This is a genomic window from Actinomadura macra NBRC 14102 (assembly GCF_001552215.1).
GTDB lineage: Bacteria > Actinomycetota > Actinomycetes > Streptosporangiales > Streptosporangiaceae > Spirillospora > Spirillospora macra.
In genome coordinates this window covers 1-20547 of sequence record NZ_BCQT01000014.1, presented here as the reverse complement: position 1 = coordinate 20547, position 20547 = coordinate 1, and the positions used below count along the sequence as shown (strand labels likewise).

At 72.4% G+C, this 20547-nt stretch carries 17 protein-coding genes; 7 read left to right on the top strand and 10 right to left on the bottom strand.

Annotated elements, in window-relative coordinates; genetic code table 11:
- Positions 1-54 precede the first annotated feature (54 nt).
- The gene (locus AMA02S_RS42095; protein WP_067461465.1) at positions 55-1863 is read left to right on the top strand and encodes a serine/threonine-protein kinase; all 1809 of its coding nucleotides are present in this window, start codon (positions 55-57) and stop codon (positions 1861-1863) included.
- Positions 1864-1915: 52 nt separating this feature from the next.
- Here the strand turns inward: AMA02S_RS42095 and AMA02S_RS22975 are convergent, their stop codons facing one another.
- The 8 genes from AMA02S_RS22975 to AMA02S_RS22940 all read right to left on the bottom strand — a co-directional run bounded on the left by AMA02S_RS22975 (position 1916) and on the right by AMA02S_RS22940 (position 11103).
- A complete protein-coding gene (locus tag AMA02S_RS22975) occupies positions 1916-2866 on the bottom strand; it encodes an electron transfer flavoprotein subunit alpha/FixB family protein (RefSeq protein WP_067461464.1) in 951 nt (316 codons plus the stop codon).
- A 22-nt stretch (positions 2867-2888) separates the two neighbouring features.
- Positions 2889-3668 carry an electron transfer flavoprotein subunit beta/FixA family protein gene (locus AMA02S_RS22970; protein ID WP_067461463.1) on the bottom strand — a complete coding sequence of 260 codons (780 nt, stop codon included), beginning with the start codon at positions 3666-3668 and terminating at the stop codon, positions 2889-2891.
- Positions 3669-3969: 301 nt separating this feature from the next.
- Positions 3970-5268 carry a protein kinase domain-containing protein gene (locus tag AMA02S_RS22965; RefSeq protein WP_157430785.1) on the bottom strand — a complete coding sequence of 433 codons (1299 nt, stop codon included), beginning with the start codon at positions 5266-5268 and terminating at the stop codon, positions 3970-3972.
- 72 nt (positions 5269-5340) lie between these two features.
- Positions 5341-7266 carry a serine/threonine-protein kinase gene (locus AMA02S_RS22960; protein ID WP_084265500.1) on the bottom strand — a complete coding sequence of 642 codons (1926 nt, stop codon included), beginning with the start codon at positions 7264-7266 and terminating at the stop codon, positions 5341-5343.
- Positions 7267-7320: 54 nt separating this feature from the next.
- Entirely contained in the window at positions 7321-8145 is an 825-nt protein-coding gene (locus AMA02S_RS22955; protein WP_067461460.1) for a serine/threonine-protein kinase, read from the bottom strand.
- A 252-nt stretch (positions 8146-8397) separates the two neighbouring features.
- Positions 8398-9348: an acyl-ACP desaturase gene (locus AMA02S_RS22950; protein WP_067461459.1), complete on the bottom strand. Its 951-nt coding sequence runs from the start codon at positions 9346-9348 to the stop codon at positions 8398-8400.
- Between the two features lie 204 nt (positions 9349-9552).
- Positions 9553-10320, bottom strand: a complete 768-nt coding sequence (locus AMA02S_RS22945) for an SDR family NAD(P)-dependent oxidoreductase (protein ID WP_067461458.1) — start codon at positions 10318-10320, stop codon at positions 9553-9555.
- A 105-nt stretch (positions 10321-10425) separates the two neighbouring features.
- Positions 10426-11103, bottom strand: a complete 678-nt coding sequence (locus AMA02S_RS22940; RefSeq protein WP_067461457.1) for an NADPH-dependent F420 reductase — start codon at positions 11101-11103, stop codon at positions 10426-10428.
- 97 nt (positions 11104-11200) lie between these two features.
- Between AMA02S_RS22940 and AMA02S_RS22935 the strand changes: the two genes are divergently transcribed.
- Positions 11201-11569 (top strand): winged helix-turn-helix transcriptional regulator, encoded by a 369-nt coding sequence (locus AMA02S_RS22935; protein WP_067461456.1) that lies wholly within the window; start codon positions 11201-11203, stop codon positions 11567-11569.
- On the opposite strand, the gene AMA02S_RS22930 is transcribed toward AMA02S_RS22935, so the two are convergent.
- A complete protein-coding gene (locus AMA02S_RS22930; RefSeq protein WP_067461455.1) occupies positions 11556-12338 on the bottom strand; it encodes an enoyl-CoA hydratase/isomerase family protein in 783 nt (260 codons plus the stop codon). The genes AMA02S_RS22935 and AMA02S_RS22930 overlap by 14 nt on opposite strands.
- Before the next feature lie 302 nt (positions 12339-12640).
- Here AMA02S_RS22930 and AMA02S_RS22925 point away from each other — a divergent pair, with 302 nt between their 5' ends.
- The 4 genes from AMA02S_RS22925 to AMA02S_RS22910 are packed head-to-tail and all read left to right on the top strand — an operon-like array spanning position 12641 to position 17348.
- Entirely contained in the window at positions 12641-15670 is a 3030-nt protein-coding gene (locus AMA02S_RS22925; protein WP_067461626.1) for a DEAD/DEAH box helicase, read from the top strand.
- Positions 15670-16482: an SWIM zinc finger family protein gene (locus tag AMA02S_RS22920; protein WP_067461454.1), complete on the top strand. Its 813-nt coding sequence runs from the start codon at positions 15670-15672 to the stop codon at positions 16480-16482. Before AMA02S_RS22925 ends, AMA02S_RS22920 begins: the two co-directional genes overlap by 1 nt.
- A 51-nt stretch (positions 16483-16533) precedes the next feature.
- Entirely contained in the window at positions 16534-16773 is a 240-nt protein-coding gene (locus tag AMA02S_RS22915; RefSeq protein ID WP_245667752.1) for a helix-turn-helix transcriptional regulator, read from the top strand.
- Positions 16774-16799: 26 nt separating this feature from the next.
- Entirely contained in the window at positions 16800-17348 is a 549-nt protein-coding gene (locus tag AMA02S_RS22910) for a hypothetical protein (protein ID WP_067461452.1), read from the top strand.
- Here AMA02S_RS22910 and glgP read toward each other — a convergent pair.
- On the bottom strand, positions 17345-19957 hold the full coding sequence (gene glgP, locus AMA02S_RS22905) for an alpha-glucan family phosphorylase (protein ID WP_067461451.1): 2613 nt from the start codon (positions 19955-19957) through the stop codon (positions 17345-17347). The genes AMA02S_RS22910 and glgP overlap by 4 nt on opposite strands.
- Positions 19958-20254: 297 nt before the next feature.
- Between glgP and AMA02S_RS22900 the strand changes: the two genes are divergently transcribed.
- On the top strand, positions 20255-20547 hold a 293-nt coding region (locus tag AMA02S_RS22900), incomplete at its 3' end, for a maltotransferase domain-containing protein (RefSeq protein ID WP_169806875.1).

Here is a 20547-nt window from a genome sequence, read left to right as displayed (position 1 = left end):
ACGGGTCGTCATCCGATATAACGCCCTCGGGATTGTCGTGCGGAGGGCGGTTACATGGGCGGATGGCGGGTTCCCGGGTACAGCGAGCTGCGCGTCCTCGGGGAGGGCGCGCAGGGCCGCGTCGTGCTGGCGCGGCACGACGCGAGCGGACTGCCCGCGGCGATCAAGTACCTCGCGGAGGGGCTGGGGTCGGACGGGGGGTTCCGGGAACGGTTCCGCGGCGAGGCCGAACTGCTCCGCCGGCTGCGCAACCCCTACGTCGCCCAGCTGTACGGGCTGGTGGAGGCCCCCGAGGGAGCCGCCATCGTGATGGAGCCCGTGGACGGCGCGCCGCTCAAGGCGGTGCTCGCCGAGCGGGGACCGCTGGAGCCGGAGGCGGCGCTGGCGGTGCTGAAGGGGTCGCTGCTGGGGCTGGCGGCGGCGCACGGCCTCGGGATCGTCCACCGCGACTACAAGCCGGCGAACGTGATCGTGCGGGGTGACGGGCTGAGCAAGCTCATCGACTTCGGCATCGCGGTGGACGCGGGCGCGGCGGGACGGTCCGGCACGCCCGTCTACATGGCGCCCGAGCAGTGGCGTGACGAGCCCGCCTCGCCCGCGACGGACGTCTACGCGGCGACGTGCGTGTTCTTCGAGTGCGTGACGGGGCGGCGGCCCTACGTCGCCGAGGACCAGGCCGGGCTGATGGGCCGCCACCTGACCGCGACGGTCCCGGCGCAGGAGGTCCCGGAACCGCTGCGCCCGCTCGTCTCACGCGGGCTGGCGAAGAACCCGTGGGACCGTCCGGCGGGCGCGGCGGCGTTCGTGTCGGAGCTGGAGTCCGCCGCGGCCGCCGCGTACGGCGCGGACTGGGAGGGGCGCGGCGTGCGGACCCTCGCCGGCGCGGCGGCCGCGCTGTCGATGCTGTTCCCCCTCACCGCGCTCGGCCTCGGCTCGGGTGGCGCGGCGGCCGGGAGCGCCGGGGCCGCGGGGGCGGCCGGGGCGGCGGGCGCGAGCGGGTCCGGCGTCGGGGGCGCCGGGGCGGGCGCCGGCGCCGCCGGCAAGGGGGTGCTGGGAACGCTCGGCGCCAAGGGCGCGGTGGCCGTCGCCGGCGGGGCGACCGTGGTCGCGGCGGGCGGCGCGGCCACCTATGTCGCCGTCGCGGACGACAAGCCGAAGACCAAGCCGATCGTGCCGGAACTCGTCGCGCTCAGCGTCCCGCAGCAGGACCTTGGTAACGGCATGACCTTCCAGGTTCAGGGCCGGGTCGTCACGGTCTCGGGCGGGCGGCCCGCGCTCACCCGTACGATCAACCAGGCGCTGCGGGCGCCACTCGAAGAGCGCTGGGCCAAGACCCGGAAGGGCCTCGCGGGGATCGGCCGGGGCGGCTACACCGACGTCGTGACGCCGACCATCCTCATGCGCAACGAGAGGCTGCTCTCGGTCTGGTACAAGGTCGAGCTGCGCGGTGAGCGGGGAACGGGCTGGGACCACTCGCCCGCCGTCGTCGTCGATCTGCGGACCGGCGCGTCCTACCGCCCGCTCGACCTGTTCCGCGTCCCGACCAACGACGGTCTCGCGCCGCTGGACAAGAAGATCAAGTCGCATCTGCCGGGCGGTGTCTACTGCGACAGCGACCAGAATCCGGGGACCGGGCCGGTGGAGCTGCACGGCACGGACGACCCGTCCAGGTTCGTCAAGTCCGGCGACGTGACCATGGCCCTCACGCCGACCGGCCTCCGGGTGGCGTTCTACGGCTCGGTGCTGGGCTACGCCTCGGCGTGCGGCGAACTGGACACCGTCGTCCCCTACGCGGAGGTCAGCGACATGCTCAAGCCCGCCGTCCTCTCGGCCGTGCCCTATCCCCGGCCGGCGCGCACCTGAGAGTGGGACGCCCCGTCCGGTGGTCCTACCGGACGGGGCGCCACGCGGGAGATCACTTGCGCTTGTTGATCTCCTCGGTGAGCTGCGGCGCGACCTGGAAGAGGTCGCCCACGACGCCGTAGTCGACGAGCTCGAAGATCGGCGCCTCGGAGTCCTTGTTGATGGCGACGATGGTCTTCGAGGTCTGCATGCCGGCCCGGTGCTGGATGGCGCCGGAGATGCCGACCGCGATGTAGAGCTGCGGCGACACGGTCTTACCCGTCTGGCCGACCTGGAACGAGTGCGGGTACCAGCCGGCGTCGGTCGCGGCGCGGGAGGCGCCGACGGCCGCGCCGAGCGAGTCGGCCAGGCCCTCGATGATGGTGAAGTTCTCGGCGCCGCCGACGCCGCGTCCGCCGGACACGACGATCGCGGCCTCGGTCAGGTCGGGGCGCTCGCCCTTCTCCTGGACGACCTTCTCCACGATCTTCGCGGCCTTGTCGGCGTCCGACAGGGTCACCGAGACCTGCTCCTCCACCGGGGACGCCGGGGACGCCTCGGGGGCCACGGAGTTCGGCCGCACGGCGATGATCGGCGTACCGGTCCGGACCTTGGCGTGCGCGATGATCCCGCCACCGAAGATCGAGTGCTCGGCGACGAAGCCGTCCGCGACGTCCACCACATCGGTGAGCACGCCGGAACCGGTCTTGACCGCGAGGCGGCCGGCGATCTCCTTGCCCTCGGCGGTCGCGGAGACCAGCACCGCCGCCGGGGATGCCGCGCCCACGAGCTGCGCCAGCAGCGCCGCCTTGGGCGCGACGACGTAGGAGGTCAGCTCCTCGGCGGCGGCCACGTACACCTTCCCGGCGCCGTACTCGCCGAGTTTGTCCTTCGCACCCTCGTAGCCCGGGCCGACCCATACGGCGGCGGCCTCGCCCAGCCGGTTGGCCAGCGTCAGCAGTTCGAGGGTGACCTTCTTGACCTCACCGTCGACATGGTCGACGAGGACGAGGATCTCAGCCATCGTTGTCCGTTCCCTTCCCCGGTCAGACGAACTTCTTCGACGCGAGGAACTCGGCGATCTTCGCGCCGCCGTCGCCCTCGTCGGTGACGATCTGACCCTGCGCGCGCGGCGGCGCCTCGGCGAAGTCCACCACCTCGGTGGCGGCGTTCGCCAGGCCGACCTGCGAGGCGTCGATACCGGCGTCGGTGACGGCGAGCGTCTCCACCGGCTTCTTCTTGGCCGCCATGATCCCCTTGAACGAGGGGTAGCGCGGTTCGTTGATCTTCTCGACGACGCTCACCACCGCGGGCAGGCTCGCCTCGACCCGGTCGTAGCCGTAGTCGGTCTGCCGCTGGATCGTGATGGACGTCCCGTCGATCTCGACCTTGTTGGCCAGCGAGAGCTGCGGGACGCCGAGCCGCTCGGCGAGCATCGCCGCGAGCACGCCGGTGCGCGCGTCGGTGGACTCCGACCCGAGGACCACCAGGTCGAAGCCGGTGCGGCCGAGCGCCTGCTGGATCGCGTAGGAGGTCTGCAGCGCGTCGGAGCCGGCGAGGGCGTCGTCGAGGAGGTGGACGGCCTTGTCGGCGCCCATGGCGAGGGACTTGCGGATGGAGTCGGCGGCCTTGTCGGGACCCATGGTCAGGACGGTCACCTCGCCGCCCTGGGCCTCCTTGATCCGCAATGCCTCCTCGATGGCGTACTCATCGAGTTCGTTGATGACACCGTCCGCGGCAGCGCGGTCGAGCGTGCTGTCATCGGACTTCAGCTTGCGCGGGCTCTCCGTATCGGGAACCTGCTTCACCAGGACGACGATGTTCATGGCCGAGGGCCGACCTCCCTGCACTCAATTGGCCGCTGGGGTAAGCGGACAGAGGGGCGCCGCCCCTACCGGGCCGACGCGGAAAACGCGTTCTCGCTGTCACAGCCTGCCAAAGGCCCGAACGCGCTTCGGCGCCGGGTCCCCGGTTCGGCCTTGTCAGCCAAATGTTACCCATGGGTAGCCCTCTGGCCAATCCCAGCGTGTGAGACATTACCCACGTCCCGGCGAGCCGCGGCGCCCCGTCCCGCTGAGCGGGGCCAGACCAAACCAGGCACGCGTCGACCCGAACCCTGTGGACGGCTCACATCCTGTCGACGGCGTGCTGCAACCGGTCGACCGAACTCTCCAAAGAGCTCTGCAATCCGTACATGGGCGCGAAGCTCGGCGTCAGTGACATGGCACCGACGACGGCGAGCAGCGCGAACACCCCGAGCACCGCACCCGCCACCGCGATCCCGCGGGGCTGGCGCGCCGTGGCAAGGGCCATCCGCTCCATCTGGCGCCGGGGAGCGCGGACGCCGGGCGCCGTCCACAACACGGCCGCCCCGGCTCCGGCCCCGAACGCGCAGGCACCGAGCGAGTCGATCTCACCGCCGACCGCCGACACCGCGACCAGCCCCAGCGGCACCGCAACGGTGAACAGCGCCGCGTACGGGACGGTCAGCAGCGTCCGCCCGAACGCCGACGCCCAGCCGCGGACGCTCCTCTCGGCGGCGGCGCGCAGCAGCGTGACCGCGGCGAGCGACAGCACCAGCCCGACGATCGGCATCATGACCGCGACACCCACCCCGATCACCACGACCATGGCGGCGAGCAGCCGCGCCCACCCCCGCGCCACGGCGAGCCCACGCGCCTCGGCGGCGGTCCCCGGCGCACCGGCCCACTCGGGAACCGTCGAGACCGCCGGGGCGGCGGGCCGCGGGGAGGGCTGCGGTGAAGGCACCGCGGAACGGGGCACGGGCACCGCGGCGGGCGGAAGGTCAAGCCCGGACGCCGCCTCGGCCAGTTCCGCCGCGGACGGTCGGGCACCAGGGTCGGGATCGGTGGCGGCGGCCACGAGACGGCGCAGTTCCACGGGCAAGGCGTCGGCGGGCGCGTCCTGGCGTCCGGTGGCGGCGAACGCCACGACCGCGCCCCAGCCCGCGATGTCGCCCGGCGCGTCGCCGCGGGCGAGGCCGAAGTCGATGACGACGGGAGCCCCGTCCACGACCAGGACCGTGCCCGGGCCGAGGTCGCCGTGTGCAAGGCCCGCCTGGTGGATGGCGGCGAGTGCCTTGGCCAGGCCGAGGGCCATGCGGCGGAGCTCGGCACCACCGATCGCCCCCTGCGCGGTGACGTGCTCGGCCATCGGCCGTCCAGGGACGAAGCGGGAGACGACGTAGGGGGCCGGCCCGGCGGGCTCGCCGTCCAGAACGTCCACCACGTAGGGGCTGAGGACCTCCCGCATCCGCGCGAGGTCGGGATCCGCGCCCGGCGGCAGCAGCCGGATCGCCACGTCGCGGCCGTCGGGGCCAGCCGCACGGTGGACGGTGCCGCCGCCCAGCCGGGACAGCAGCCGATACGGACCGATGTGCTCCTGGTGGCTCGTCTCGCCGCTCATATCGGTCGCCACCCTACCGACGGGCGGCGGATCCGCGCGCCGGATCACGGCCACGCATCATGGCGACGCAGATCAGGCGCCGGAGCCGATGCCCGGAAGCCAGTCGACGAGGTCGCGGACGTCGCCGCGCAGACCTTCCAGGTCCTGGCTCATCCCGTCCAGCGGGGTGGTGTCGGGCGGCTGCTTCTGCGACAACCCGGCCAGCACCGCGGCGAAGATCCCGAGAATCAGGACGGCGGCGAGGGCGACCTCGGTGCGCGGGAGCAGCGCCCCCCACGTCCTGGCCATCTGCCGCCGCGGCGCGCCGCTGCCCGGCGCGAGGCACAGCAGCCCGATCACGGCCATGGTGGAGTACGCGATGGCCCGGGAGGCGGTCATGTCGGGCTTGGCGAAGATCAGCACCCCGAGCAGGATCAGCCCGGCGCCAAGGCTGATCCCCGCGAGCAGGCCGGTCATCAGCACCGCGCCCGGCAGGTGCAGCGGGGTCTTGAAGGCCGCCGCGACCGCGTCGCCCGAGCGGGGACCCCGCCGGGTCCGCTTGTCCTCCATGCCCTTCGCGGCCTTGTCGGCCATCCGCAGCACGAGCACCCCGGCGACGGTGACACCAAGGGCGAACAGCGGCGCGATGTTGGCGAACCCGAGCAGCGCCACCAACACGATGAGGCTAAGGACCCGGTACAGGCCATAAGGCTTACGGCCGCCCTTGTCACGCTCGTCGCGCGTGCGCTCGGCCTGCCTCCGGACGTCCTGGACCCGCTGGTCGTAGGGGCCGCCCTGCTCGGGGCCGTGCTGCTCCGGACCGCGCTGCAACGAGCCGGGCGGGGGCTGGCCGTAGGGAGGCGGATACCCGCCCTGCGGCTGCCTGCCGTCGTAGGGGGTCTGGCCGTAGCCGCGCTGCGCGTACTGCTGGGAGTCGTAGGGGCCCGGCGCGGGCGGCGGGACGGGCGGCGGCGCGGCCGGCGGAAGCTGGCCGACGAAGTCCTTGGGCTGCGCGTGAACGGGCGCCGGAGTGGGCGCCGGTGCGGGCATCGGGGTCGGCGGCGGGGTGTCGGTCCGCGTGGCCGGCTCCGGCGCCGCCGGCTCGGGCGCGGGCATGGAGAACTGCCGCATGTGGTCCGGCTGCGCCATCGGCTGGGATGTGCGGTCGGGACGCGTGTAGTGCTGGTCGACCCGGGTCTGGTCGGTGATGGTGGCTTCGAGGTGGATGCGCCGGGTCAGCTGGACGAGGTTGACCGCCTTCGGGCGCTCGACCGGGTTGCGGGCCATCGCCGAGCGCAACACCGGGAGCATCGCGTCCGGCACGCCGTCCAGGTCGGGCGTGCCCTGCATGATCTTGTAGAAGATCGACTCGAACGTGCCCGAGCCGAACGGCGGCCGCCCGGTCGCGGCATACGCCAAGGTGCCCGCCCACGCGTGCACGTCCGAGGGCGGGCCCGCGTCCTCACCCTCGATGATCTCCGGCGCGAGATAGCCGGGCGTGCCGATCACCATGCCGGTGGCGGTCAGCCGGGTCGCATCGGCGCCCTGCGCGATACCAAAGTCGATCACGACGGGTTCGCCGTCGACCAGCATCACGTTGCCGGGCTTCATGTCGCGGTGCACGATCCCGGCGCCGTGGATCGCCGACAACGCGGACGCCAGCCCCACCCCGAGCCGCTGGAGGCCCTGCCCATAGATCGGACCGGACTCCTCGACGATCTCCTCAAGGGTCCGCCCCGGCACGTACTGGGTCACGATGTAGGGCTGGTCTGCGGTGACGTCGGCGTCAAGGATCTCGGCGACGTGGGGACTGTGCACCCGCCGCATCGAGTCGACCTCGCGCGCCAGCCGGCGGCGCGCCGTGGCGTCCCCGGCCACCTGCGGCCGCAGCACCTTGATGGCCACCTTGCGCCCCTCGGGGTCGGCGCCGAGGTAGACGACGCCCATGCCCCCTTCCCCCAGGGTTTGGAGCACGCTGTAGTGGCCGATTCGGTCCCCGGACGTGACAACCCCCTTCATCGTTTACGAAACCCTACCCTTCGCCCCCCGGCCGGGAGGGATCCAACCGGCATGTCAGGCAGCCCTCCCGCGGCCACCGCCGGTCACCTCTTCGGGACGCCGTGCGAGCGCCCCCGCGAGCCACCGGGCGGTCGGACGGCGGGACGGATCCCTCCGCAGCGCGTGCCGCAGCAACCCCACCACGGGCTCGGAAACACCCTCCAAGTCGGCCTGTCCACGCAGGATCCGGAAGCACACCCCGTGCAGCGACCCCCGCCCGAACGGCGGCCGTCCCGTCGCGGCGTAGGCGACGGTGGCCGCCCACGAGAACACGTCCGAGGCGGTGGTGGCACGTTCCCCCTCGATCAACTCGGGCGCCAGGTAGGCGGGCGTGCCCACGACCATCCCGCGCCTGGTGATCTGCTCCGTGCCCGACTCGTGCGCGATACCGAAGTCGATCAGCGTCGGCCGGTCGCCGAGCACGATCACATTGCCGGGCGCCACGTCCCGGTGCAGGACACCGGCGTCATGCACGTCCGCGAGGGCGAGGGCCAGCCGCCGCGCGAACCGGACGAGCCGCTCCCCGCCCAGCGGCCCGTAGGCGGGGACCAGATCGGCGAGCGGGCATCCCGGCACGTACTGCATGGCCACGTACGGCCGTTCCGCCGTGACCTGACCGTCCAGCAGCCGCGCCACGTAGGAACTGCGGATCCGGGCCTGAGCGGACATCTCGCGCGCCAGCCGGCCGATCGCCTCCGGCTCCCCGACCAGTTCGGGGCACAGCTCCTTGACCGCCACCTCGCGCCCCTGGGGGTCCAACGCGAGGTACACGACGCAGGTGCTCCCCCGGCCGATCTCGCCCAGCAACCGATACCCGCCCAGCCGCCGATGCTTTCCCATGACCCCTTTGACGCCAAAACCCCCCTCCGCGTTCCCGCGGAGAGCCCTCTTTGACGTGAGGGTTCGCATCCGCGTTCCCTATTTGTCTGGGGGGCGACCCCAGACCCCGGGTGCGCGGCTCGCCACCTCCTCGCTCGCTGGCGCTCGCTCCGGGGGCGCGGCGCGCCGGGCATGCCCCTGCGCTCGCTGGCACTCGCTCCGCGTGCCTGTCCCGTGACCGCCGGCTGGGGTTTGACCATGCCGGGGCGGGGATCAGCCCTTTTTGGCGGCCTGGCGGGCGCGGCGCTCTTCGCGGCGGGTCTCGAACTTGGTGGCGGCGGCGTCGAGGTGCTCCAGGAATCCGGCGAGATCCTCGCGGGCCTTCTCGCCGTCGCCGTTCAGGCCGGTCAGGTCGAAGACGCCCCACTTGCGCAGGACGGGGGTCAGCACGTCGTCGTGGTGCAGGCGCAGGTCGTAGATGCCGGCGTTGGCGATCACGACGGATTTGCGCAGGAACCCCTCGATGCCGGCGCCGGGCATCTCGAACGCCTTGACGACGTCGGTGATGGCCTGCATGGTCTCGTTCGGCGCGAGCTCCAGCGCGGCGGCGAGCAGGTTCCGGTAGAAGATCATGTGCAGGTTCTCGTCCGCGGCGACGCGGGACATCATCTGCTCGCAGATCGGGTCGCCGGACGCCCTGCCGGTGTTGCGGTGCGAGACGCGGGTCGCGAGCTCCTGGAAGGCCACATATGCGGCGCCGTGCAGGAACGATTCACCGTGGGTGGGCTCGTAGCCCGTCTCCATGTGGAGCATTCTGGCGCGCTCCAGCGCGATGGGATCCACGGCCCGGGTGACGGTGAGGTAGTCGCGGATGACGATGCCGTGCCGGTTCTCCTCGGCGGTCCAGCGGTTGACCCACGTGCCCCAGGCGCCGTCGCGGCCGAAGACGGTGGCGATGGCGTTGTGGTAGCCGGGCAGGTTGTCCTCGGTGAGCAGGTTCACGATCAGCGCCTCGCGCGCCTCGTTGCTCAGCTTCGACTGCTCGATCGCCCACGCCTCGCCGCCCAGCGGCCCGTCGAAGTCGCGTCCCTCGCCCCACGGCACGTACTGGTGCGGGAACCATTCCTTGGCCATCGACAGGTGCCGGTCGAGTTCCTTCGCGACCACCTGCTCCAGGTCGAGCATGAGACCGGTCTGGAACTTGTCTTCGGGGGTGACGGACATACCGTTCCTTCACTGGACGACAGGGATTACCGGGCGGTGCCGCCGCACCCGCGGCACGCTGATCAGGCCGCCCAGCAGGCCCAACTAACCTACTCAAGCGTAGGTTCGATCGTCGCCAGTGGAGAGGGACCCCGTCAAGTAACCCGGTTCACAAGCAACCCGGGGCTCAGTTTGTAGAACGGCGCGAAGAAGGGCTGCCCGCCGTCACCGGCTGTCGGCGGCCTGTTGCCACATGCGGATGACGGCCGCCCTGAGCAACGACCTCGGGACGAGCTTCAGCGCGGGCAGCGCCGCCTTGTACTGGGCGCCGGGGACGCACAGCGCACGCCCGGCCGACACCGCGACCAGACCCGCCCTGGCCACGTCGTCGCGGCGCAACCACAGCAGGTTGGCGGGCTCCTCGTCCTCCGTGCGGGTGAAACCGGGGCACAGCGCGGTCACATGCACGCCCTTGGCCGCGACCTCCGCGTGCAGGCTCTCGGAGAAGGCGATCACATACGCCTTGGTCGCCCCGTAGGTCGCGCTGCCCGGTGACGGCGCGAACCCCGACATGGACGCGACGTTGAGCACACCGCCCCGGCCCCGGGCGACCATGCCGGGCACCGCCGCGTGGGTGAGCCGCACCAGCGCGGTGATGTTGAGCTCGATCTGCGCGAGCTGCTCGTCCAGCGGCAGTTCCGCGAACGCTCCAAACGCGCCGTACCCCGCGTTGTTCACCAGGAGTTCCACCGGCTCGGCGCGCAACCGCCGCTCGACCTCGTCGCGCTCCACCGGGTCGGTGAGGTCGGCGGCCAGCACCTCCACCGCGACGCGGTACCGCTCGACCAGCTCGCGCGCCAGCCCGTCCAGCAGGTCGGCGCGCCGAGCCACGATCACCAGATCGATGCCCCGGGCGGCCAGGAGGCGGGCGAAGCTCTCACCGATCCCGCTGGACGCGCCGGTCACCAGCGCGGTTCGGTACGCCTGTCGCATGGCGGCCGATGCTATCGGCGGATCTCCACCCGGCCGGGTGCCATCGCCAAAAAAGCCGCGAAGAAGAACGGCGACGGCCGGCCCCGGTCATTCCGCTGGCCCCGGTCACCCCGCCGGTTCCGAGGTGCGTCGCGGATCGCCGCCCGCGTACTCGGGTGGCGGCAGCATCGTGGCCGGGTCCTCGCCGGCGACCCACAGTCCGACCACGAACGCGGTCGCGGCCTCCAGCAGCCCGGCCCTCTCCAGGCTCCCGCCGTCCAGGGGCACACAGCCGAGATCCGCCACGAGTGCGCGCACGACGGTGAGGGCGTCCGCGTCGTCGCCGCACAGGGGGACGCCGAGGGGGCGGCCGCCGAACGTCGGCGGCGTCATCCGCCACACGCTCTCGTGGCACATGGAGAACGCCTTGACCACGCGCGCCCCCGTCGCGTCCGCGATCCACCGCGCCACCGAGGGGCCGCCCGCCGTCTTCAGCCGCTCGAACGGCGGCTCCATCGGGTTGACGCAGTCGACCAGCACCCGGCCCGCGAGCGGACCCGCCGCGCGCAGCACGTCCTGGACGCCCTCGTACCAGACGGCGAGCAGCACCGCCTCGCCGAACTCCGCCGCCTCCCGCAGCCCGCCGCCGGTGACCGCGCCCCCGGTCGCCGCGCCGATCCGTTCCGCCAGTGCGACCGCCTTCGCGGGCGTGCGCGCCCCGATCCGCACCTCGTGGCCCGCGCGTACCCACTGCGTCGCTAGCGCGTCCGCCATGGCCCCCGCACCCAGCACTCCGATCCGCATGACGACCTCCCGTTCGACTACCGTCGGACGGGACGCTAGGCGGTCCGTTCCGCACCATCTGGTGCGTATCGGGAGGGGCAGGATGTCAGGCGACACCATGAGGACCACAGTGCAGACACACGAGTTCGCCGCCGACTGCCAGACCCGGCTCGCCCTCGACATGCTGGCGGGCACCTGGACGGGCGTCGTGCTCTGGACGCTGCGCAACGGCCCGCTCCGTCCCGGCGAGTTGCAGGCCCGGATCGGCGGCATCCGCCACAAGGTCCTCAACGGGACGCTGCGGCGCCTCGAACAGAACGGCCTGGTGACGCGCCGTCGCTACGCCGAGGCCCCGCCGCGTGTGGAGTACGAGCTGACCGACCCCGGGCGCGGGCTGCTGGAGCCGCTCGCTGTCCTCGGCCGTTGGACCGAGCGTTACGCCGACGAGATCCTGAACGCACAGGCGCGCGCGCTCACCGACCCGTGAACTCGGCCTTGCCCGGCCCCTGTTCCATGAAGCTCTTCATGCCGTTCGCCTGGTCCTCGGTGGCGAACAGGGCCGAGAACTGGACCCGCTCGATCTCCAGGCCGGTGTCCAGGTCGACCTCCAGGCCCGCGTCGATGGCCTGCTTGGCGGCACGGAGGGCGACCGCCGGGCCGCCCACGAACGTCGCCGCCCACTCCTTCGCCGCCGCGTAGACGTCAGTGTCCGGGACGACCCGGTCGACGAGGCCGATCGCGAGGGCCTCGTCCGCCGCGACATGCCGTCCGGAGAACACCAGGTCCTTCGCCTTCGCGGGGCCGACGAGACGCGCCAGCCGCTGCGTGCCGCCGGCGCCGGGGATGATGCCGAGCTGGATCTCCGGCTGCCCGACCTTCGCGCCCTCGCCCGCCACCCGGAAGTCGGCGGTCAGCGCCAGTTCCAGGCCGCCGCCGAGCGCGTACCCGGTGATCGCGGCGATGACGGGCTTCGGGATGGCGGCGAGCGCCTTGGCGAAGTCCTGGAGAAGGCGCGAGGGGCCCGCCGACATCCGCGCGTAGCCGAGCGGCGCCATCTCCTTGATGTCCGCGCCCGCCGCGAACACCCGCTCCCCGCCGTACAGCACGACGGCGGCGACGGCGTCGTCTCCGGTGACCTGCGCGGCCGCGTCGATCAGCTCCCGCTGCACTTGGGCGTTCAGGGCGTTCATCTTGGGACGGTCAAGCCTGATCGTCGCGATCCCATCCTCGACCTCGACCCGTACGAACTCTCCCACGGCGACCCTCCTGAAGAACTTCGGCGGTGACGCCCCGAGCCTAGTGTTCTGTTCCGGTGGGACCTCAACCGTCGTGTGGGCTCAACCTCGGTGTGGCCTCAACCGTCACGCGAGCGCGTGACCTGACCGGGGGGGGCGAAGCCGAAGGCGAGCCCCAACGGGAAGATCGCGAAGCGATGTCGCGCTCGCCCGAGCACGGTCAAGGGGCGAGCCGCCAGGCGAGTCCCTTGGGCCGGGATTGCAGTGAACACAGCCGGGATTGCAATCAACACTGTCCGAGGCTGCTGGTAGCTTCGATGACCATGCTTGTCGCCCACGCCACGTGGCATGGTGGTGCGCTCTGCCTGTGGGCCGAACGCACGGGTCCGGACGAGCCCGCCCCTGGGGTCCATCCGTTCGCGACACGGGATTTCTCCGGCACGTCCTATGAACCGCTAGTGCGGGGCGCGTTCCGTGTCGAGTTGGCGATGTCGCTGCCGACCCTCGGCGACCGTCCGCTGCCGTCCGCCGAGCTCGGTCCCGAGCCCGTGCGCGACGAGCCCGAGCTGCGCCCGTGGCGGGTGCCCGCGCTCGTACTGGAAGCCTTCCCGGCGATGGCGCTGCTCCAGGCCGCCGAGAACCGCGGCGACGTGGTCGCCGGCACCGACCTGCGGTTCCTGTGCCTGCTGGCCGCCGAGGCCGTGCACCTCACCGGGCGCGGCCAGGTGCTGCCCGCGCTGCTGCGCGAGGACGGCGCCCTCGTCGCGCGCTGGCGGCCCGTCGTCGACGACCCGGCGCGGTTCCGGTCGCTCGCCGCGGCGATGCCCGCCGCGTGCCGCGCCGCGGACGGCGGCCGTCCCTCCGCCGAGGTGCTGCGCGAGGCCCTGCACGGTCTGGTCGACACGGCGGTCCGGGGCGTCGTGCCGCATCCGCTGCTGCCGCCCCGGCGCGGCAAGGTCCCCGACCGGCTGCCCCTCGCCGAGCGCTGGGTCGCGGCGCTGACCGGCCCGTCCGCCGAGGTGGCCCGCGAGCCCGGTGACGACCCGGGCGAGCTGATCACCGAGCTGGACGCCTGGGCCGCCGCGTCGCGCCGCCCGGCCGGGCCGCTGCGCGTCTGCTTCCGGCTGGCCGAGCCGGGCGCGCCGGAGTTCGATCCGGAACTGCGGGAGCTCACCGGGCAGGTGCAGGACGAGGCTGAGGACGCGGACACCTGGCGTGTCGAGTTCGCCTTGCAGGGCACCGACGACCCGAGTCTCTACGTCCCCGCAGCGCTGGTCTGGGCGGGCGAGGCCACCTCGATCCCCGATGCCGAAGAGACGCTCCTCACCGGTCTCGGCCGCGCGCTGCGCCTGTTCCCCGACCTCGCCCCGGCTCTGGACGGCCCCACCCCGGACGAACTCGTCCTCGATACGGCGGGCGCGTTCCGTTTCCTGCGGCAGGCCGCCACGCTGCTGGCCGCCGCCGGGTTCGGGGTCCTGCTCCCCCAGTGGGCGGGCAAGGCCCGGCTCGGCATGAAGCTCACCACCGATCCGGACGACCCGGAGACCTCGTCCGGGGCCGCCGCGCCTTCGGGTTTCGACCTGAAGGGCATGGTGCGCTTCCGCTGGGACCTCGCGATCGGCGACGAGAGCATCGACGAGGCCGAGCTGGAGGAGCTGGCGCGGCTGAAGACCCCGCTCGTCCGGCTTCGCGGCCGGTGGGTGGAGCTGGACGAGCAGCAGTTGGAGGCCGCCCTCGACTTCCTGCGCCACCCGCGGCAGGGCCGGATGCCCGCCGCGGAGGCGATCCGCGCGATCATCCACGCCGGCGACGGCGCGCTTCCGCTCACCGAGGTCGACGCGGGCGGGACGCTCGGTGACCTGCTGTCCGGCGAGGCCGACCGCCGCCTCACCCCGCTACGGACCCCCGACGAGCTCGACGCCGAGTTGCGCCCGTACCAGGAGCGCGGGCTCGCCTGGCTGGCCTTCATGAACGATCTCGGCCTCGGCGCGCTGCTCGCCGACGACATGGGGCTGGGCAAAACGATCTTGATTCTGTCGCTGCTCGTCCACGAGCGGGAGGGCGGCGCGCGCCCCGGTCCGACCCTCGCGATCCTGCCGATGTCGCTGGTGGGGAACTGGCAGCGTGAGGCGGCGCGGTTCACCCCCAAGCTGCGCGTCCACGTCCACCACGGGACGGGACGGCACCGCGGCGAGGGGCTGGGTCAGGCCGTCGCCGGGGCCGACCTGGTGCTGACCACCTACGGGACGGCCGCGCGCGACGCCGAGACGCTCGCGGAGATCGGCTGGGAGCGGGTCGTCTGCGACGAGGCGCAGGCCCTCAAGAACAGCGGGACACGGCAGGCCAGGGCGGTGCGGAGCATCCCGGCGCGCAGCCGGATCGCGCTGACCGGCACGCCGGTGGAGAACCATCTGACCGAACTGTGGTCGATCATGGAGTTCGCGAACCCGGGGCTGCTCGGCCCGCGCGCCGCGTTCCGGGAGCGGTTCGCGATCCCGATCGAGCGGGACGGCGACGAGCAGGCCGCGCTGGCGCTGAAAAGGGCGACGCAGCCGTTCGTCCTACGCCGTCTCAAGACCGACAAGTCGATTATCTCGGACCTGCCGGAGAAGCAGGAGATCAAGGTCTACTGCAACCTGACCACCGAGCAGGCGTCGCTCTACCAGGCGACGGTGGACGACATGCTCGCCCAGATCGCCGAGGCCGACGACAAGCAGCGGCGCGGGCTTGTCCTGGCGACGATGGCCAAGCTCAAGCAGGTCTGCAACCATCCGGCGCAGCTGCTGAAGGACGGCTCGCGGCTGCCCGGCCGGTCGGGGAAGCTGGAGCGGCTGGAGGAGGTCTGCGCCGAGGTCCTGGAACAGGGCGAGAAGATCCTCGTCTTCACGCAGTACGCCGAGTTCGGCTCGATGCTCCAGCCCTACCTCGCGGCGCGGCTGGAGCGGCCCGTCCTGTGGCTGCACGGCGGCACGTCCAAGCAGGCGCGCGACGACCTCGTCCGGCACTTTCAGGACGACCCGGAGCCCGCGGTCTTCCTGCTGTCGCTCAAGGCCGCCGGCACGGGGCTGACGCTGACGGCCGCGAACCACGTCGTCCACGTGGACCGCTGGTGGAACCCGGCCGTCGAGGACCAGGCGACCGACCGGGCGTTCCGCATCGGGCAGACCCGCAACGTGCAGGTGCGCAAGTTCATCTGCATCGGCACGATGGAGGAGCGGGTGGACGAGATGATCGAGCGCAAGAAGGCCCTGGCCGACTCGATCGTCGGCACCGGCGAGGAGTGGCTGACCGAGCTGTCGGTCGCGGAGCTGCGTGACGTTCTGCGCCTGTCCCCGGATGCGGTGAGCGACTGATGCACGAGGATTTCGACGCGGAAGCGGAAGCGGACACGGGCGTCAGGGCCCGCACCAAGCGCGGCTCGATCGGTGCGCGGTGGTGGTCGCGGCGGTTCATCGACCTCGTCGAGTCGTTCGCCGACAAGGGCCGGCTCCAGCGCGGCCGTACCTACGCGCGCAAGGGCAACGTCTTCGACCTGCGGGTCGCCCCGTACGAGGTCACCGCGAAGGTGCGGGGGTCGGCGCCCGAACCGTACGAGGTCGCGCTCGGCATCGAGGCGATCGACGACGCGGGCTGGCGCGCGGCGGAGGCGGAGCTGGCGTCCCGTGCGGTGTTCCGGGCGCGGCTGCTCGCGGGTGAGATGCCGCCGGAGATCGAGTGGGTGTTCGCCGAACTGGGGCTGGCGCTGTTCCCGGGGACGGCCTCCGACCTGCACCTGATGTGCGATTGCCCCGACTGGGGCGACCCGTGCAAGCACGCGGCGGCCGTCCTGTACCTGCTGGCCGAGGCGTTCGATGACGACCCGTTCCTCATCCTGGAGTGGAACGGGCGCGGCCGGGACCGGCTGCTCGCGGCGCTGCGGCGCGGCTCGGGCCCCGGCGCCGAGCCCGACCCGTTCGAGATGGCGGACGAGCCGCTCACCGCCGCCGGGTTCTGGACGCCGCCGTCCGGTCTGGCGGGGCTGCGCGAACGTCCGCCCGCCCCGCCCGTCCCGCCGGGGTTCGTCCTGCGGGTCGCGACTCCCCCGCCGGTCCGGGTCCGCCGCCGGGACCTGACCGACGTCCTCGCCCCCGCCTACGAGTCGCTGGCGGCCCCACCTCCCGCCTGAGAATGCCCCGCGTGACGCACCTTCTTCCGCCGGCTGCGGAAGACTGTGACGGTGTCCGCGGAGAAGGAGAGCGTCTACAACCGGATCGCGGTGTTGAGGGCCGAGCGGGGCGTCTCACGCCGCGAGCTCGCCACGGCGCTGGGCGTTCACTATCAGACGGTCGGTTACCTGGAGCGCGGCGAGTACAGCCCGAGCCTGCACCTCGCGCTGCGCATCGCCCGGTTCTTCGAGGTGCCCGTCGAGGTCGTGTTCTCGCTGGCGCCCTTTCCCACGCTGGGCAGCGCCCGATGAGCGCGCCGAGGGGGGAGCCCCGGGGAATGGGCGAGCGGCGCACCCGCATCAGGGACCGATGGGCGCGCGCATGGGACGAGGCCCTCCAGCGCGAGGTCCTGCCGTCCTGGTATGCGACGCGGCGTCGGCGCAGGTGGGTCGTGGTGGCCGGGCTGGTGGCGGTGGCGATGCCGTGGGCGGGCTGCGTGGTGTCGTGGAACCTCGCGCCGGGCGATCCCGCGATGTACGCGTCGATCGCGTTGCTGGGCCTGTCGGTCGTGGTGGCGATACCGGTGTTCAGCGCGCTGAACACCGCGACGCGCGGCACGACGTCGCGGTCGGAGCGGAGGCTGGACGAGCGGCAGGTGGCCGAGCGGCTCCGCGCCCACACGATCGCGCACCGGATCATGCTCGGGGTGATCGTCGTGGTCGCCGCCGTTGTGCTCAACACCGGCGGGGGCCGGGAGGCGCACATCCCGATGGCGGCCATCGCCGACGGCGTCGTCGCGCTTTTCCTGACGCACCTGCTGCTGCCCGTCCTCGTCGCCGGATGGCGGCAGCCGGACCCGCCGCCCGACGACGAGGACGGCCTCTAGCGCAGGTCGCCGTTCGTCATGCCGGGCGGCGCGGGTGGCAGCGCGACCAGCCCCATCTCCGCCCGTCCGGACAGCATGGGGTGGCTCGGCACGACGCGGACGCTGTACCCGAACGCGCCGCTGCGCGCCAGCGGGACCTCGCCCGCGTAGCGGAGCCGGCCGTCCTCGGCCGGTTCGCCGCCGCGCAGCTCAAGGTAGGTCGGCGCAACCAGCGCATCGGAGTCGTCGACGCGGCCGTAGGCGACCTCCACAGCGACGTCACCCGGGTCGAGGACGCCGAGATCGACCAGCACCCGCACGGTCAGCCGCCCGCCGACGTGCGGGCTCTCCTCCCCGGTGGACTCGACGTGCTCGACGGCGACGCGCGGCCACCCCGAGGACACCCGCTGCTTCCAGGCCGCCAGCGCGCGCGCCCCGGCGTACTTGTCGGTCGACATGGCGCGGGCGGATGCGGCGGCCGGGTCGTAGTACCCCTCCACGTAGTCGCGGACCATCCGGGACGCCAGCACCTTCGGGCCGAGCGTGGCGATCGTGTGCTTGACCATCTCCAGCCAGCGGCGCGGCAGCCCCGCCGAGTCCCGGTCGTAGAACGTGACCGCGACATGGTCCTCGATCAGCTCGTACAGCGCGGCGGCCTCCAGCGCGTCGCGACGGTCGGGGGTGGCGAGCCCGTCGGCGGACGGGATGGCCCAGCCGTTCTGCCCGTCGTACCACTCGTCCCACCAGCCGTCACGGATCGACAGGTTGAGCCCGCCGTTCAGCGCCGCCTTCATCCCGGACGTCCCGCACGCCTCAAGGGGCCGCAGCGGGTTGTTCATCCACACGTCGCAGCCCTGGACGAGGAGCTGCCCGAGCGCCATGTCGTAGTCGGGCAGGAACACGATCCGGTGCCGGATGTCCTCGGAGTCGGCGAACCGCACGATGTCCTGGATCAGCCGCTTGCCGCCCTCGTCGGCCGGGTGCGCCTTGCCGGCGATGACGATCTGCACCGGCCGGTCGGGGTCCAGCAGGATCGACCGGAGCCGGTGCCGGTCGCTCATCATCAGCGTCAGCCGCTTGTAGGACGGGACGCGCCGCGCGAACCCGATCGTCAGCACATCGGGGTCGAGCGCCTGGTCGATCCAGGACGTCTCGGCCTCGCTCGCGCCGCGCTGCCGCCACGACTCGCGGAGCCGGCGCCGCGCGTCCACGACGAGCCGCTCGCGCAGCACCCGCCGTACCCGCCAGATCTCACCGCTCCGGACGTTGCGCACGCCCTCCCAGCCGCTCGCCGACTCCACGACCGACGGGACCTCGCGGGCGGCCAGTTCCAGGACCTCCCGGGCCACCCACGTCCCGGCGTGCACACCGTTGGTGATCGACCCGACGGGGACCTCGGCGGTGTCGAAGCCGCCCCACAGCCCGCCGAACATCTCCCGGCTGACACGGCCGTGCAGGGCGCTGACGCCGTTGACCCGCTGGGCCAACCGCATACCCATCACGGCCATGTTGAAGACGGTGCGGTCGCCGCCCGGGTAATCCTCGGCGCCGAGGGCGAGGACCCGCTCCACGGGGACGTCGTCCTCGTTCGGGTCGCCGAAGTATCGCTGGATCAGCTCGCGCGGGAACCGGTCGATGCCCGCCGGGACGGGCGTGTGCGTGGTGAACACCGTCCCCGCGCGGGTGGCCTCCAGGGCCTCGTCGAATGTCAGGCCCTGCTCGGACACCAGCTCGCGGATGCGCTCCAGGCCGAGGAACCCGGCGTGACCCTCGTTGGTGTGGAACACCTCCGGCGCCGGGTGCCCGGTGATGTCGCAGTAGGCGCGGATCGCCCGCACCCCCGCGATGCCGAGCAGCATCTCCTGGAGGAGCCGGTGGTCGCCGCCGCCGCCGTAGAGCCGGTCGGTGACGTCCCGCGCGGCCTGGTCGTTGTCCTCGACGTCGGAGTCGAGCAGCAGCTGCGGGACGCGCCCGACGCGGGCGAGCCACACCTGCGCGTGCAGGTCGCGGTCCTTCGGCAGGGCGACGCTGACCCGGACGGGCGTCCCGTCGTGATCGCGGAGCAGGGTGAGCGGCAGCCCGTTCGGGTCGAGCGGCGGATAGCGCTCCAGCTGCCAGCCGTCCGGCGACAGCGACTGCGAGAAGTAGCCGTGCCGGTAGAGCAGCCCGACCCCGATGATCGGGACGCCGAGGTCGCTCGCCGTCTTGAGGTGATCGCCGGCGAGGATGCCGAGGCCACCGGAGTACTGCGGCAACGCGGCGGTGATCCCGTATTCGGGCGAGAAGTAGGCGATGGAGGACGGAGCCTCCCCGCGCTCTGCGAGGGGCGTGGAGCGCGTCTGGTACCAGCGCGGTGCCGTCAGGTATTCATGCAGGTCGTCGGCCGTGTCCTGGAGGCGGCGCAGGAATCTCCTGTCACCTGCGAGGGCCGCCAGGCGTTCCGGTGAGACTTCGCCGAGCAACCGCACCGGATCGTGGCGGACGGCCTTCCACAGCGCCGGGTCCACGGCGCGGAACAGGTCGAGCGTCTCGTGATGCCAGGACCAGCGCAGGTTGAGGACGAGCTCCTCCAGTTGCCTGAGCGGCTCGGGAAGGACGGTGCGTACCGTGAAACGTCGGATTGCCTTCACGCGGAACCACGCTATGTGGTGCCCTCGGACGGATGCGACACCGGGGACCGGACCGTCACCCGGAAGACCGATCCGCTGCCGGGCGTTTACGGAATCCCGACCGTCCGCGGACCGTCCAGGCCGCCCCCTACTCCCAGGCAAATGATCGTTTTGTGGTGTTTGCTCCCGGTATCCGATCCGCAGCGCAAAGTTATGGACAACGACGAGAAGGGAAGCGCCGGTTCGCGGGCATGGGACGTTTTGGATTTCTCGAACGGGTAGGGGTGGCACATGCAGGTCGAGTCCGGAACGTCCCAAATGACCGGCATTCCGAGGCTCGGTCGGATACCGATCCTGGACGTGTCGCCGGTGGTGGGGGGCGGTCGATGGCCCGCCAAGGCGGTGGTGGGGGAGACGGTGGAGGTCGCCGCGACGGTGTTCCGTGAGGGGCACGAGTCGCTGGGGGCGGCGGTGGTGCTGCGGACGCCGGGTGGCGAGGAGCTCGCGGGCGCGCGGATGGCCGAGATCGGTCATGGTCTGGACCGGTGGGCGGCGGAGGTGACGCCGACGGAGCCGGGGGCGTGGTCGTTCCGGGTGGAGGCGTGGGGCGA